At 63.3% G+C, this 13687-nt stretch carries 14 protein-coding genes; 8 read left to right on the forward strand and 6 right to left on the reverse strand.

The window, feature by feature from the left end:
• Window positions 1-118 precede the first annotated feature (118 nt).
• Both EN850_RS19080 and phaC read right to left on the reverse strand, forming a co-directional pair.
• Window positions 119-1363 (reverse strand): YcbK family protein, encoded by a 1245-nt coding sequence (locus tag EN850_RS19080; RefSeq protein WP_136092024.1) that lies wholly within the window; start codon window positions 1361-1363, stop codon window positions 119-121.
• A gap of 215 nt (window positions 1364-1578) precedes the next feature.
• Window positions 1579-3414 (reverse strand): class I poly(R)-hydroxyalkanoic acid synthase, encoded by a 1836-nt coding sequence (gene phaC, locus EN850_RS19085; RefSeq protein ID WP_127279868.1) that lies wholly within the window; start codon window positions 3412-3414, stop codon window positions 1579-1581.
• 98 nt (window positions 3415-3512) lie between these two features.
• Between phaC and EN850_RS19090 the strand changes: the two genes are divergently transcribed.
• The 8 genes from EN850_RS19090 to recJ all read left to right on the forward strand — a co-directional run bounded on the left by EN850_RS19090 (window position 3513) and on the right by recJ (window position 10687).
• A complete protein-coding gene (locus tag EN850_RS19090) occupies window positions 3513-3905 on the forward strand; it encodes a hypothetical protein (protein WP_135880520.1) in 393 nt (130 codons plus the stop codon).
• Window positions 3906-3967: 62 nt separating this feature from the next.
• A complete protein-coding gene (locus tag EN850_RS19095) occupies window positions 3968-5185 on the forward strand; it encodes an LL-diaminopimelate aminotransferase (RefSeq protein ID WP_127872635.1) in 1218 nt (405 codons plus the stop codon).
• Window positions 5186-5222: 37 nt separating this feature from the next.
• On the forward strand, window positions 5223-6536 hold the full coding sequence (locus EN850_RS19100; RefSeq protein WP_127280820.1) for a homoserine dehydrogenase: 1314 nt from the start codon (window positions 5223-5225) through the stop codon (window positions 6534-6536).
• A gap of 118 nt (window positions 6537-6654) precedes the next feature.
• On the forward strand, window positions 6655-7011 hold the full coding sequence (locus EN850_RS19105) for a hypothetical protein (protein ID WP_127280821.1): 357 nt from the start codon (window positions 6655-6657) through the stop codon (window positions 7009-7011).
• 66 nt (window positions 7012-7077) lie between these two features.
• Window positions 7078-7245 carry a Thivi_2564 family membrane protein gene (locus EN850_RS19110; RefSeq protein ID WP_081295122.1) on the forward strand — a complete coding sequence of 56 codons (168 nt, stop codon included), beginning with the start codon at window positions 7078-7080 and terminating at the stop codon, window positions 7243-7245.
• Window positions 7246-7447: 202 nt separating this feature from the next.
• A complete protein-coding gene (gene glpX, locus EN850_RS19115; protein WP_136092025.1) occupies window positions 7448-8431 on the forward strand; it encodes a class II fructose-bisphosphatase in 984 nt (327 codons plus the stop codon).
• 72 nt (window positions 8432-8503) lie between these two features.
• Window positions 8504-8725, forward strand: a complete 222-nt coding sequence (locus EN850_RS19120; RefSeq protein WP_127872633.1) for a DUF6434 domain-containing protein — start codon at window positions 8504-8506, stop codon at window positions 8723-8725.
• Between the two features lie 180 nt (window positions 8726-8905).
• Entirely contained in the window at window positions 8906-10687 is a 1782-nt protein-coding gene (gene recJ / locus EN850_RS19125; RefSeq protein WP_135864349.1) for a single-stranded-DNA-specific exonuclease RecJ, read from the forward strand.
• Window positions 10688-10781: 94 nt separating this feature from the next.
• On the opposite strand, the gene EN850_RS19130 is transcribed toward recJ, so the two are convergent.
• The 4 genes from EN850_RS19130 to folE all read right to left on the reverse strand — a co-directional run bounded on the left by EN850_RS19130 (window position 10782) and on the right by folE (window position 13547).
• Window positions 10782-11264 carry a dihydrofolate reductase family protein gene (locus EN850_RS19130; protein ID WP_246689250.1) on the reverse strand — a complete coding sequence of 161 codons (483 nt, stop codon included), beginning with the start codon at window positions 11262-11264 and terminating at the stop codon, window positions 10782-10784.
• 87 nt (window positions 11265-11351) lie between these two features.
• On the reverse strand, window positions 11352-12323 hold the full coding sequence (locus EN850_RS19135; protein WP_136092026.1) for a patatin family protein: 972 nt from the start codon (window positions 12321-12323) through the stop codon (window positions 11352-11354).
• An 84-nt stretch (window positions 12324-12407) separates the two neighbouring features.
• Entirely contained in the window at window positions 12408-12869 is a 462-nt protein-coding gene (gene hisI, locus EN850_RS19140) for a phosphoribosyl-AMP cyclohydrolase (protein WP_127277422.1), read from the reverse strand.
• Between the two features lie 42 nt (window positions 12870-12911).
• Complete coding sequence (gene folE, locus EN850_RS19145) at window positions 12912-13547, reverse strand: GTP cyclohydrolase I FolE (protein WP_127277424.1); 636 nt, start codon at window positions 13545-13547, stop codon at window positions 12912-12914.
• Window positions 13548-13687 lie beyond the last annotated feature (140 nt).

Genomic DNA, 13687 nt, shown 5'->3' on the forward strand with positions numbered 1-13687 from the left:
ACAAGGCTTCGCGCCTGCTTCGCACAGGAGTGACGAAGTCGAGCCGGCTTCGGCCAATCTTGAAGGTTCACGGGAGCGCTATTGGCGGAGCCCAACAGGCTCAGGTCCATTGACGCTGTCAGCCGTCGCCACCGCCACTGCGCCGGCGGCAGCGCCAGTTCCAGTCGCGCTCGGGGCCGACGTCGACATGGACCGATTCGGTGTGGCAATAAGTGCCGACGCCGCCGCGGCCTGGCATGGTCCTGATGTAGTTCGCCAGCTCCCATTTGGAGACGCCGGGCACCTGGATGTCGGCGGCGGCGCAATACATGTGCAGCGAATTCTTGGCGCCGTTGGCGCGGCGGTTGCGGGCCGGGTCGCGATAGCCGGAGGTCACCATCATCTTGCGGCCGTAGTGGCCTTCGATCGTCTTCAGCACGCGCACGAGGGACGGCTTCAGGCAGGCGACGTCCACGCTCTCATTCTGCTTCAGGAGACCGTTGGGCGCCAGGCGGGCCATGCCGGCGGCCGACGCAACCTGATAGCTGCCACCCGAGCCTTCGTCCTCGTTGAGGTCGACGTCGCTTTCGTCGTCGAGGCCGGATTTGCGCTTGATCTCGAACAGGGCCGTCTGGCGCACGCCGGGCAAGGCATCGCTACCGGTGATGTGACCGGCTTCGTCACCGGTCGAAGCCAACTGTATCGGCTTTGCCGTGGAATCGGCCGAGGCCAAAGTGATGATCGGCTTTGCCGGAGCGGGCTTGGCCTGCACGGTCGGCTGTTCGCCCGATCGTGGGTTGAGCAGCGGCGCGGGCGTCGCCGAAGCGGGGGTGGCGCCGAACATCGAGGCCAGGAAGCCTTTCTTCTTCGGAGCCTCGGCTTGCGGCGCCTCGCCGGCGGTCACATAGACCGGATTGTTCATCACCGGTGCCGCGGCCGGCTTCGGCGCTGTCGCGGCGGCATCGGCGGCGGCGATCTTCTGGGCGACCGCGTCGGTCTGCTGCGCCGTCTGTACCGGCTGCTGCAGGGCCTGCGGCGTCTGTCCCGCGATCGTTTCCGCGCCGGCCGGCGCGGGGAGCGGGAAAGCGGCCTGGGGCTTGGCCACGGGTACGTAGGCAACTGTCTCGGGGAGTGCCGCGTCGCTTTCGCTCATCACGGTCGTCTGCTCCGTCGCCACCTGCGACGACGAATCGGTGGCGGCTGGGGGCTTGCCCGTGGAGGCGGCGTGGATGTCCGATGCGGAAGCATTATAGCCCGGCATTCCAACCGACATCGTCGGGTCGCCAGCCGATGTGCAGGAGGCCAGAAGCACGGAGCAGAGCGCTGCCACAATGGCGCGGCGTTCTCCCTTCGCGAGGCTCCATCCTGCTGATTTCAAAGTCAAATTCCCCCTCGACGTCCGGTCGGTACATCCGTGTCGCTGACTGGCATGTCCGCGTCAGGGTGACCTTTGTCTCCGATCCGGAAACGAGACCTGTGTCAAATCAGCAAGCCTGTAAGTATTTTTGCAGCGATTGCCGAATTGCGGCTGCTTGATGGTTGACGACACCATTTCGCCCGCTTTTAGGGGGCCGTCAACTCACCACACATTACAGTCCGTTACACACGCACCTTGACATAGGTACCGGGAGCATCGCCCAAGGTTTTCATATGCTTGCCGGGTTTGCGGGCAGGTACGCGGGTGTTGTCCTTGGCCTCTATCCAGCTTTGCCAATGCGGCCACCAGGATCCGGGATGGTCCGTGGCCCTTTCTATCCACTGATCGAAGTCGCCTTTCGGCGGGCCGCCGGTCCAGTACTGGTACTTGTTGGATGCGGGCGGATTGACGACGCCCGCTATATGTCCCGATCCCGCCATCACGTACTCGACCGGGCCGCCGAAATATTTCGAGCCGAGGAAGACGGACAGCGCCGGCGCGATGTGATCTTCCCGGGAGGCGAGATTGTAGACCGGGATGGTGACATCGCCGAGCGAGACCGTGTGGCCCGCCAGCTCCATCGTGCCGCGCGAGAGGTTGTTCTCGAGATAGCAGTTGCGCAGGTAGAAGGAATGGTTGGCCGCCGCCATGCGGGTCGAATCGGCGTTCCAGTAGAGCAGGTCGAAGGGCAGGGGATCCTTGCCGCGCATGTAGTTGTTGACGACATAGGGCCAGATCAGGTCACCCGAGCGCAGCATGTTGAAGGCGGTGGCCATCTTGGTGCCGTCGAGATAGCCTTTTTCGTTCATCGACTTTTCCACCGCCGCGACCTGTTCCTCGTCGACGAACACTTTCAAATCGCCGGCATGGGTGAAGTCGACCTGCGTGGTGAAAAAGGTCGCCGACTTGATGCGGTCGTCGCCTTCCCCAGCCATCAGCGCCAGTGCCGCCGCCAGCAGCGTGCCGCCGACGCAGTAGCCGATCGCGTTGACGTCGCGTTCGCCGGTCGCCTTCTCGATCGTGTCGAGGCCGTATTGCAGGCCCTCCCGGATATAGGCTTCCCAGTTCTTGGCGCCGTGACGTTCGTCCGGATTGATCCAGGAGATGACGAAAACGGTGTGGCCTTGCTCGATCGCCCAGCGGATGAAGGATTTCTGCGGGTTGAGATCGAGGATGTAGAACTTGTTGATCCAGGGCGGGCAGATCAGCAGTGGGCGCTTCAGCACCGTCTCGGTCGCCGCATCATACTGGATGATCTCGGCGACATCGCTGCGCCCGACCACCTTGCCGGGCGTGGTGGCGATGTTCCTGCCGATCTCGAAGGGCGAATAGTCGGCCTGGCGCAATTTCAGGTCGCCCTTGCCTGCGGCGATGTCCTCGGCCAGCATCTTCATGCCGCGCACCAGGTTCTCGCCGTTGGAGGCGACGGTTTCGCGAAACAATTCGGGATTGGTCAGGATGAAATTGGACGGCGAGATGGCGTTGGATACCTGCTTGACGTAGAAGCTCGCCTTGTGGCGGGTATGCTCGTCCAGGCCTTCGGCGTGGTCGACCAGTTCGGACGCCCAGCGCGAGGTGACGAGATAGGCTTGCTTGAGGAAATCGAAGAAGGCGTTGCGGCCCCATTCCGGATCCTGGAAGCGCTTGTCGCCGCGCTCCGGCTTGACGGCATCGTCGGCACCCTCGGCGTTGGGGCTGACGCGCTGGATGGCGTTCGCCCAAACCGTCATATAGCCGGCGAACAGCCGCGTCTGCGCTTCGAGCGCGCGCTGCGGATCGGCAAGCCAGTATTCACTGAGCTTGGAGAAAGTCTTGACCATGTCGACGACAGGCTCGGCGACGTGGTCGCGCACCTCACCCTTTTCGCGCGGTTCAGCCCAGGCGGACGCCGCCTTGCCGGCCTGTTCGATCATCCGCGCCATGTTCAGCGCGAAGCGTTCCGGGTCCTTCACCAGATATTGCTCGACCGTCGAAGGTCCGCCATCTTCCGCTTTGCCCGAATCGGGTGTTTTGGACATGGTTCGCGGGGTTCCTCCGGAAGCGTTTTCTTGACATATTAACATGGGACATCCGACAGGGTCCAATCTCGCTCTACCCCGGCTGCCAAGGAAACAATATGACGATTAAGTTTGGCGAGACTGTTTTTTTCGGTGCCGGCCATTTTTTCCGCATCGGCGCGGCGATCATGTTCGTGGCCATCGCCGGATGCTCGAGCACGAATACCGGCGGTCCGGTGCCGATGGCCACCGAGGCGGGGCCGAAGGATACCGGCACCTTTCCGAACCTCAACATCCCGCCGCAAGTGGCGGCGAAACAGTTCACCGAGGCCGAGAAGAACGCCAAGCTGGCCCAGTTGAAGGCCGACGAGAACGCGCAGCGTGCCAAAAGAGGCGGCGCTGCCGTCACCAACCAGGCGGCGCTGACCGATCTCGCGAAGAAACATGGTCCGCAGACGCTGACGCAGATCGAAGGCAAATGCGACCCCGCCCTCGACCCTACCTGCAAATGAGTATATAGCGCGCGCCCAATGCCCTAACATATCCGGGGCTCCCTTTGCTGTCTGGAACTGCCATGGAAGAATTTCACAAGGTCCGCCGGCTTCCGCCTTATGTGTTCGAGCAGGTCAACCGGCTCAAGGCCAGCGCCCGTTCGCGCGGCGCCGACATCGTCGACCTCGGCATGGGCAATCCGGACCTGCCGACGCCCAAGGCCATCGTCGACAAATTATGCGAGGTCGTGCGCGATCCGCGCACGCACCGCTATTCCTCATCGCGCGGCATTCCCGGCCTGCGCCGCGCCCAGGCAAACTACTATGCCCGCCGCTTCGGCGTGAAGCTCAACCCCGACACCCAGGTGGTGGCCACGCTTGGCTCGAAGGAAGGCTTCGCCAACATGGCGCAGGCGATCACCGCGCCCGGCGACGTGATCCTGTGCCCCAATCCGACCTATCCGATACACGCCTTCGGCTTCATCATGTCGGGCGGCGTCATCCGTTCGCTGCAGGTCGAGCCCGATGACGGCTTCATCCCGGCGCTCGAGCGCGGCGTCCGCCATTCGATCCCGAAGCCGCTGGCGCTGATCCTCAACTATCCGTCGAACCCGACGGCGCTGGTGGCCTCGCTCGATTTCTACAAGGACGTGGTGGCCTTCGCCAAGAAGAACGACATCATCATCCTGTCCGACCTTGCCTATTCGGAAATCTACTTCGACGGCAATCCGCCGCCTTCCGTGCTGCAGGTGCCGGGCGCCATGGACGTCTGCGTCGAGTTCACCTCGATGTCGAAGACCTTCTCCATGCCCGGTTGGCGCATGGGCTTCGCCGTCGGCAATGAGCGGCTGATCTCGGCGCTGACCCGGGTCAAATCCTATCTCGATTACGGTGCCTTCACGCCGATCCAGGTGGCGGCCGCGCACGCGCTCAATGGCGACGGCGCCGATATCGCCGAGGTGCGTGACATCTATCACAAGCGCCGCGACGTGATGGTCGATGCCTTCGGCCGCGCCGGATGGACCGTTCCCGCACCAGCGGCTTCGATGTTCGCCTGGGCGCCGATCCCGGAGCCGTTCCGTCATCTCGGCTCGCTCGAATTCTCCAAGCTGCTCATCGAACACGCCGATGTGGCGGTGGCGCCCGGTGTCGGTTTCGGCGAGCATGGCGATGATTTCGTGCGCGTGGCGCTAGTCGAGAACGAGCACCGGATCCGCCAGGCGGCGCGCAACATCAAGCGCTTCCTGTCGACCAGCGCCAAGCAGCCCAACAATGTGGTGCCGCTTTCCGCCCACCGGTAAATACAAATTCGATCTGATTTGAGGGGCGTCGCCTTCCATGGCTGAAGCACTGCGTGTTGGAATTGCCGGACTCGGCACGGTCGGCGCATCGGTGGCGCGCGTGTTGCGCGACAAGGCGACGGAACTGACCCGCCAATGCGGGCGCGACATCATCGTGTCGGCGGTTTCGGCGCGCGACCGGAAACGCGACCGTGGCATCGATCTAAGCGCCGCGAACTGGTTCGACGATCCGGTTAAGATGGCGCAGACCGCCGAGCTCGACGTTTTCGTCGAGCTGATCGGCGGCGATGAGGGGCCGGCGCGGGCCTCGGTGAAAGCCGCGCTCGAAGCCGGCCGTCATGTCGTCACCGCCAACAAGGCGCTGCTTGCCAAGCATGGCGTGGCGCTTGCCGAAATCGCCGAGAAGAAGGGCGTGCTGCTCAACTACGAGGCCGCTGTAGCCGGTGGCATTCCCGTCATTAAGACGATGCGTGAAGCGATGGCCGGCAACTCGGTCAACCGTGTGTTCGGCATTCTCAACGGCACCTGCAACTATATCCTGACCCGCATGGAGGCCGAGGGCGTCTCCTTCGACGTCGTGCTGAAGGACGCGCAGCGGCTGGGCTATGCCGAAGCCGATCCGACCTTCGACATCGAGGGCCATGACACCGCGCACAAGCTGTCGATTCTGACCAGCCTAGCCTTCGGCACCAGGATCGCGGCGAACGACATCTACATGGAAGGCATTTCCAACATTACCCAGGCCGACATCCGTGCGGCAGGCGATCTCGGCTACCGGATCAAGCTGCTCGGCGTCGCCCAGCGCACAGAGAGCGGCATCGAGCAGCGCGTCCATCCGACCATGGTGCCGACGGCTTCCGTCATCGCGCAGGTGCACGGCGTCACCAATGCGGTGGCCATCGAGACCGATATTCTGGGCGAGTTGCTGCTCTCCGGCCCCGGCGCCGGCGGCAATGCCACCGCCTCGGCGGTCATCGGCGACGTCGCCGACATCGCCAAGAGCCGGCCCGGCTTCCAGCATGGTCCTGTCTTCGGTCGGCCGGCGAAGGAGTTGAAACCCTACAGGAAGGCGCAGATGCGCAGCCATGCCGGCGGCTACTTCATCCGGCTGACCGTGCATGACCGCATCGGCGTGTTCGCGGCGATCGCAAAGCGTATGGCCGACAATGATATTTCGCTGGAATCGATCGTCCAGCATGCGGTCAGCGGCGAGGCGGCGGCGCAGAAGACAGTGATCCTCGTCACCCACGAGACCACCGAGGCCGCCGTGCGCAAGGCCGTCGACGGCATCACCAAGGACGGCCATCTGACCGACAAGCCGCAGGTCATCCGCATCGAGCGGGCAGGGTAGCAGGCCCCCGGAATCTCTGGGCATAACCACTGCCGGCGCATTTCGGTTCGATGAGGATATCCCGGAACGAATTGGCGTCGGCGCCGTTCTCTTGGTCAGCAACCAAGGGAGCCGCTTCATGGCCGATACCAACAAATCCGACAGCCCTGACATCGGCGACATCCAGAAGACGCTGGAAAAGCAGATCGCAGACCTGCGCAAGGAGATCACCAAGATCAACAAGAGCATTTCGGCGCGCAGCGCGGAAATGCTCGATGATGCCAGCGAACAGGCATCGGATTTCTACGAGACAGCCGCTTCGCGTGCCTCGCGGACGGCACAACAGTTGCGCAGCCAGGCCCAGGCGGTTTCGGACGTCGCGCGCGAAAATCCGGGCACGACGACCGCCGTGGTTGGCCTTATCGGCCTGCTCGGCTTTCTGGCCGGGATCGCCGTCGGCCAGTCGATGAACGACACGTCGCGCCGCTGGTACTGAGCGCGTCGGTATTGAGCCGGCTATGCCGGCTCGTTTCTTTTCAGGACATCATTGAAGGAGGGCACCATGGCTTCGTCCGTGTTGATCGGCATCCTGATCACGTTTCTCGTCATCATTCTCGTTCTCTATCTGGTGCAGCGGCTGCCGCTCGACGCCAGGATGAGGCAGATCGTGCAGATCATCGTCATCATCATCGGCATTATTTCGCTGCTCAAATACCTCGCGGTTTTCTAGGCAACCAAGGGCGGCAACTTCCTGTTTCCTGCCGGCCCGTTTCGTCTCGAACCGGGCCGGCATTGTTTCAAGAATAAGGTTCAATCGATTGATATTGCTATCCTTTCGATAAAACTCCCGGCAGGTCTTGCCGTTGTCATGCTCGTTTGACAAAACAGGCGCGCCTCCGGCGGGAGGCGCCGTCAAACGAGGATTTGCCGAAATGAATGTGGCCCAGAATATCGTCGCCGGCCTTGACCGGATACTCACCATGGAACTGGTGCGCGTCACCGAACGAGCCGCCGTCGCGGCCGCCAGGCTGCGCGGCCGCGGCGACGAAAAGGCTGCCGACCAGGTCGCAGTCGACGCCATGCGCGAGGAGCTCAACCGCCTTGCCATCAAGGGCACGGTGGTGATCGGCGAGGGCGAGCGGGACGAGGCGCCGATGCTCTATATCGGCGAAGAGGTCGGTACCGGCAAAGGCCCGGCGGTCGATATCGCGCTTGATCCGCTCGAAGGCACGACGATTTGCGCCAAGAACCTGCCGAACGCGCTCGCCGTGATCGCGATCGCCGAGAAGGGCAGCCTGCTGTTCGCACCCGACGTCTACATGGACAAGATCGCGATCGGCCCTGGCTATGCAGAAGGCGTCATCGACATCGATGCATCGCCGGCCGACAACATCGCCAGTGTCGCCCGGGCGAAGGGCGCCGCCGTATCCGACATCACGGCCTGCATCCTCGACCGGCCGCGCCACGCCAAGCTGATCGACGCCGTGCGTGCCACCGGCGCCGCGATCCGCCTGATCGGCGACGGCGACGTCGCCGGCGTCATTCACACCACCGACCCGGAAGAAACCGGCATCGACATCTATCTCGGTACCGGAGGCGCGCCGGAAGGCGTTCTGGCCGCGGCCGCGCTGCGCTGCACCGGCGCCCAGATGCAAGGCAGGCTGATCCTCGATACGCCGGAGAAGATCGCCCGTGCGGCAAAGATGGGCATTGCCGATCCGAAGCGGGTTTATCGGGCCGAGGACATGGCGCGCGGCGACGTGCTGTTCGCGGCCACCGGCGTCACCGACGGCAACATGCTGGCCGGCGTCAGGTTCGGCCGCACCTACATCACCACGCATACGATCGTGCTGCGCTCCTCGTCGCGCACCGTGCGGGAGATCAAGGCCCGGCACCAGGATCTGGATAAGTTCTAGACCTGCTTGCGGAGCCGGGTCGCAGTTGTTAGCCATTGGCGGCATCTGAACCTGGCCGCGCAAGGATTGACGATGAAGGCGTTTGACTGGCACGCGGATCCGATCCTGCGTGCCACTCCCATCACAAAATCCTATCGCAACACCCAGAACGCGCGCCGCTTTCTCACCCGTGAATGCGGCGTCACGTTCAGGTTCGATCGACCCTTCATGGCCTGGCTCAAGGACGGTCGGGAAAAGACGAAGGGAGATGCAGCCGACGACAGGCTGAAAAGCGGAAAGCGTAGTTGTTCTTGAATTCTTCTGCGACGCCTACTGCCGCGAACCGCTTGGCTTTGCCGGCCTTTGGCCCTAAAGCGCGTCGCGTTAACGCGACGCGCTTTCGGGTGTTGTTTGTGCATGTGGTTATCCCAAAACCGCTGCACACTTTTTGGCGACATGCATTATTCTGCGGCCAACCATGAGTTGGCAAAGCGCATGACAGGCGAAAGGCGCCTCTTCCTCGATGTCAGGCAGTCGGCTACGGGTCTCTCCTGGGAGCACCGGCTGACCGAACGGCAGGACATGATCGCGCTCGCCATCGCGCAAGGCCATGGCGTGCCGGACATCGTCGCGCGCGTTCTTGCCGGACGCGGCGTGACCGCTGATGAGACCGAGCGGTTTCTCGACCCGACGATCCGCGACCTGTTGCCGAACCCGGCCTCATTGACCGACATGGACAAGGCCGCCATCCGCATCGCCGCCGCCGTCGTGGCCCGGGAAAAAATAGCGATCTTCGGTGACTACGACGTCGATGGCGCGGCCTCGTCGGCCTTGCTGAAGCGGTTTCTCGCGCATTTCTCGGTGCCGTCGGAAATCTATATCCCGGATCGTATTTTCGAAGGCTACGGTCCCAATCCCGATGCCATGCGCGAACTGGTCTCGCGCGGCGCGACGCTGATCGTCACCGTCGATTGCGGCACCAACAGCGCCGCTTCCGTCGAGGCAGCCAAGGAGGCGGGCGCCGATGTCGTGGTGCTGGACCACCACCAGGTTGGCGGCGCGCTACCGGCGGCGCATGCCGTCGTCAATCCCAATCGCGACGACGACCTTTCCGGGCAGGGCCATCTCTGTGCCGCCGGCGTGGTCTTTCTCGCTCTGGTGCAGACTGCGAAGGTGCTGCGCGCGATGACCGACGCCGCGCCGCCGGACCTGCTTTCCCTGCTCGATCTCGTGGCGCTTGCGACCGTCTGCGACGTGGTGCCGCTCACCGGCGTCAATCGCGCCTTCGTCGTCAAGGGCCTGCAAATGGCGCGGCAGCAGAAGAATGAAGGGATGGCTGCCCTTGCGCGGGTGTCGCGCATCGGCGAGCCGATCAGCACCTTCCATCTCGCCTATCTGATCGGCCCGCGCATCAATGCGGGCGGACGCATCGGCGATGCGGCGCTCGGCAGCCGGCTGCTTGCAACGGACGATCCGGTCGAGGCGCAGACCATCGCCGAGACGCTCGACCGGCTGAACCAGGAGCGGCAGCTGATGGAGCAGGAGATGCTTGCCGCCGCGCGCGCCGAGGCCGATGCCGAGCTGGCGGGCGGTAGCGGCCCGGCGATCGTCGTCACCGCCAGCAACAACTGGCATCCCGGCATTGTCGGCCTGCTGGCCTCGCGATTGAAGGATCATGCGCGCCGGCCGGCTTTCGCCATCGCCTTCAACGCTGTGGGCATCGGTACCGGTTCGGGCCGTTCGGTGTCGGGTTTCGATCTTGGCCGGCTGGTACGCGAGGCGGCCATTGCCGGGCTCATCGTCAAGGGCGGCGGCCATGGCATGGCCGCCGGCATCACCGTCGAGCGCGCAAGGCTGGGCGAACTCAGGGCCTTCTTCGAGGAGCGCGCGGCTGCCGACGTTTTCCGGTTGCAGGATGAGGAAAGCCTGGCGATCGACGGCGCGCTTGCCGCGGAAGGCGCGACGCTCGGCCTGCTCGACGCGCTGGAAAAGGCAGGCCCTTTCGGCGCCGGGCATGTCGCGCCGGTTTTCGTGCTGCCGCGCCATCGGCTGGTCGATATCAGGCCGGTCGGCACCAACCATATTCGGGCTGATTTGCAGTCGGAGAGCGGCGGCCGCATCCAGGCGATCGCCTTTCGCGCCGTCGACACCGTGCTCGGCGAATTCCTGTTCAAGAACCGAGGCAAGACCGTGCATGTCGCCGGCTCGCTGTCGGGCAATCACTGGAACGGCAACCGCACGGTGCAGTTTCGCATCATCGATGCTGCGCGGGCATAGCCGCGCGGCGGAAACCTGGCAATTCAGCTGGCCGGTGCATAACGCAGCAACGTCACGCCCTGGGTAAGACTTTCCGTGCCGAGCGGTTTCAGCGTCAGCGACAAAATTGGAAGTATGGCTTGCCGCCACCCACCACCACAGGATTCATGTAGAGCCGGTATTCATCAATGAGACCGGCTCGTGCCAGGGACGCCGCAAGATCGGCGCCGCCGAGGATGACGAGGCCATCGGCCCGTGCCTTGAGAGACTTTACCGTGTTCTCGGCATCGTCATCCACCAGCCGGGCATTGGCCCCGACTTGCTGAAGCGTGGTCGAGAAGACGATCTTCGGCGTCTCCCGCCATGCACGGGCAAAATCCCGCTCGACCTCGGTGGCGCCGGTCTCGCGCTCAGGGTTGTCCCAGAAGCGCATGGTCTCGTACATGCGCCGTCCCGCGAGCACGGCGGAGGCCTGTCTCATCATGTCGTTGAAATGCTGGTGCAGCTCTGCTTCGGGTACCGGCAAGCCGATGTCCTCGTCCGATCGGGCGATGTAGCCGTCCAACGACGTCAGCATGGAATAGACAATCCTGGCCATCGGCACCTCCGCTTCAATTGGCGCAGATCACCATGACCAATTGCATCTTGCAATCAGTTTGTGCGCAAGCGAATAGAGTTAGATGATCTAGGCGAGAACCGTCTGCAGCCGCGTCAGTTCGCCGATCTGCGCCATCGTCGCCTGGTAACCGAGCTGGATCGCTTCGTCGGCCCGGTGGAATTCGGTCAGGCCGATATGGCTGAGCTTGGGCTGCAGCGACATGTCGGGCGGATCCCCGGCAAGCCTGGCGCGCGAAATGCGGTCCTGGATGATGTTGAAGGCTTCGACCATCACGCCGGTGATGCCCAGACGCGTCTGGTGCGATTGGTGCTGGGCGTTGACCTGGCCGGGCCTTGGGGCGTCCTTTTCGATAACCAGTTCGCCGGCACTGTGCTTGATCACGGCGGCGCGGCCGAACAGGTCGTAGTGCAGGTTGACCGCCACGACGAGCGGCTGCTCGTAGGCGCGGCAGACCGAAACGGGCACCGGATTGACCAGCGCGCCGTCGACCAGCACACGACCGTTGCAATCGACCGGCTCGAACACGCCGGGCAGTGCGTAGGATGCGCGCATGGCGGTGATCAGCGAACCGCTCGACAGCCAGATCTCGTGGCCGGTGCGGATTTCCGATGCGACGCAGACAAACGGCTTTGGCAGATCGTCGAAGCGGATACCGGCCACGTGCTCGCGCAGGCGCGCGTCCAGTTTCATGCCGCCGAAGAGGCCGCTGCCGCGCAGGTTGAGATCGAGCAGGCCGAAGATGCGCCGTCTGGTGAGGCTGCGGGCGAACTCTTCCAGCTCATCCAGTTTGCCGGCAAGATAACAGCCGCCGACCAGAGCACCGATCGAGGTACCGGCAATCATCGAAACTTCGATGCCGGCTTCATCGAGCGCGCGCAGCACGCCGATATGCGCCCAGCCTCTGGCGCAACCGCCGCCGAGCGCCAGCGAAATACCTGTTTTCTTGAGGGATTTTGTTTCGGATGCGCCGCCGGTCGAGGACAGGCCGTTGGCCTCCCTGACGTCTGGTCTGCTACGCAATGACGCCCATTCGAGCATCATGATCTCCCTTGTCCCAAAGCTAATATACGGATGGGCCGTATCGAAATGATGAATCTGTGTGGTTGATGTGAGGCAGAAGGTTCAAGCTGATGGCTTCCGATACGTGTTTTCCGCATCGAACAGCGGCTTGCTGCCGTCGTCGGCAAGCGTCCCCTTGCCGTCGATCAGCCCCACCGTCCGATAAAAGCATGAACGTCGGCCAGTGTGACAAGTTGCGTCGTGGCCCAACACTTTCACGCGCAACCACAACGCATCCTGGTCACAATCCGTGAGCATCTCGACGACATGCTGGAAATTGCCAGAGGTTTCGCCCTTCTTCCAGAGCGTGTTGCGCGAGCGCGACCAGTAGTGGGCGATGCCTGTCTCCAGCGTCAGTGCCAGCGCTTGCGCATTCATATGCGCGACCATCAGCAGCATGCCGTCGGCGGCATCGCTGACGACGACGGTGACCAGGCCGTTGGCGTCGAAGCGCGGCGAGAACACCGCGCCTTCTTCCAGGGTCTTCTTGTCTGACGGAGCTTTCGGGAATTCCAGTGCCGACATATCAGGTCTATTTTCCTGTTGACCGTGACGTCGGCAAGGGGCTCACGCCCCGCCGCCGCGCACCATGGTGACAAAACGAACCTGCTCTTCAGGCGTATCCTTGAAGACGCCGGTGAAGGTTGAGGTCAGCGTGGTTGAGCCCTGCTTGCGGATGCCGCGCATGGCCATGCACATGTGCTCGGCCTCGATCATGACGGCGACGCCGCGCGGGTTGAGTACGTCCTGGATGACACCGGCAATCTGCGCGGTCAACGCTTCCTGCGTCTGCAGGCGATGGGCGAAGATATCGACGACGCGGGCGATCTTCGACAGGCCGACCACCTTGCCGTCGGGCAGATAGCCGACATGCGCCTTGCCGATGATCGGCACCATGTGATGCTCGCAATGCGAATGGAACTGGATGTCCTTGACGATGACCAGGTCATCGTAGCCGGCGACCTCCTCGAAGGTGCGGCCGAGCTCGTCCGCCGGGCACATGTCGTAGCCGCCGAACATTTCACGGTAGGCCTTGGCCACGCGCTTGGGGGTGTCGATCAAACCCTCGCGATCCGGATTGTCGCCGGTCCAACGTAGCAAGGTGTGCACGGCAGCCTCGACTTCGGCTTCGCTCGGGCGGTCGGTGACCGGCTTTTCCATGTAGGCGGACTGGGGCATGAGCTTCTTGATGACGGCATCCATAAAAGGCGTCTCCCGTAGTTCCTCTCTCAGGAGGAACGAGTTGAACGGACCACGACCTTTCGGTGTCGGAAACTCGCCCCGTTTCCAGCCCCGTAAGCGGCGTGAACTTCCCGGCAAGGACGGTGGCGTTCGCCGCCTTG

The sequence above is a fragment of the Mesorhizobium sp. M8A.F.Ca.ET.207.01.1.1 genome (assembly GCF_004794715.1).
In the GTDB taxonomy this organism is placed as follows: domain Bacteria; phylum Pseudomonadota; class Alphaproteobacteria; order Rhizobiales; family Rhizobiaceae; genus Mesorhizobium.

What these genes read in the sequence shown, in the direction of transcription:
- glpX (WP_136092025.1), top strand. Translation starts at nt 7,448, where the DNA reads ATGAATGTGGCCCAGAATATCGTCGCCGGCCTTGACCGGATACTCACC.
- recJ (WP_135864349.1), top strand. Translation starts at nt 8,906, where the DNA reads ATGACAGGCGAAAGGCGCCTCTTCCTCGATGTCAGGCAGTCGGCTACG.
- EN850_RS19120 (WP_127872633.1), top strand. Translation starts at nt 8,504, where the DNA reads ATGAAGGCGTTTGACTGGCACGCGGATCCGATCCTGCGTGCCACTCCC.
- EN850_RS19100 (WP_127280820.1), top strand. Translation starts at nt 5,223, where the DNA reads ATGGCTGAAGCACTGCGTGTTGGAATTGCCGGACTCGGCACGGTCGGC.
- EN850_RS19110 (WP_081295122.1), top strand. Translation starts at nt 7,078, where the DNA reads ATGGCTTCGTCCGTGTTGATCGGCATCCTGATCACGTTTCTCGTCATC.
- EN850_RS19135 (WP_136092026.1), bottom strand. Translation starts at nt 12,323, where the DNA reads ATGCTCGAATGGGCGTCATTGCGTAGCAGACCAGACGTCAGGGAGGCC.
- EN850_RS19105 (WP_127280821.1), top strand. Translation starts at nt 6,655, where the DNA reads ATGGCCGATACCAACAAATCCGACAGCCCTGACATCGGCGACATCCAG.
- EN850_RS19095 (WP_127872635.1), top strand. Translation starts at nt 3,968, where the DNA reads ATGGAAGAATTTCACAAGGTCCGCCGGCTTCCGCCTTATGTGTTCGAG.
- phaC (WP_127279868.1), bottom strand. Translation starts at nt 3,414, where the DNA reads ATGTCCAAAACACCCGATTCGGGCAAAGCGGAAGATGGCGGACCTTCG.
- EN850_RS19130 (WP_246689250.1), bottom strand. Translation starts at nt 11,264, where the DNA reads ATGGCCAGGATTGTCTATTCCATGCTGACGTCGTTGGACGGCTACATC.
- hisI (WP_127277422.1), bottom strand. Translation starts at nt 12,869, where the DNA reads ATGTCGGCACTGGAATTCCCGAAAGCTCCGTCAGACAAGAAGACCCTG.
- folE (WP_127277424.1), bottom strand. Translation starts at nt 13,547, where the DNA reads ATGGATGCCGTCATCAAGAAGCTCATGCCCCAGTCCGCCTACATGGAA.
- EN850_RS19090 (WP_135880520.1), top strand. Translation starts at nt 3,513, where the DNA reads ATGACGATTAAGTTTGGCGAGACTGTTTTTTTCGGTGCCGGCCATTTT.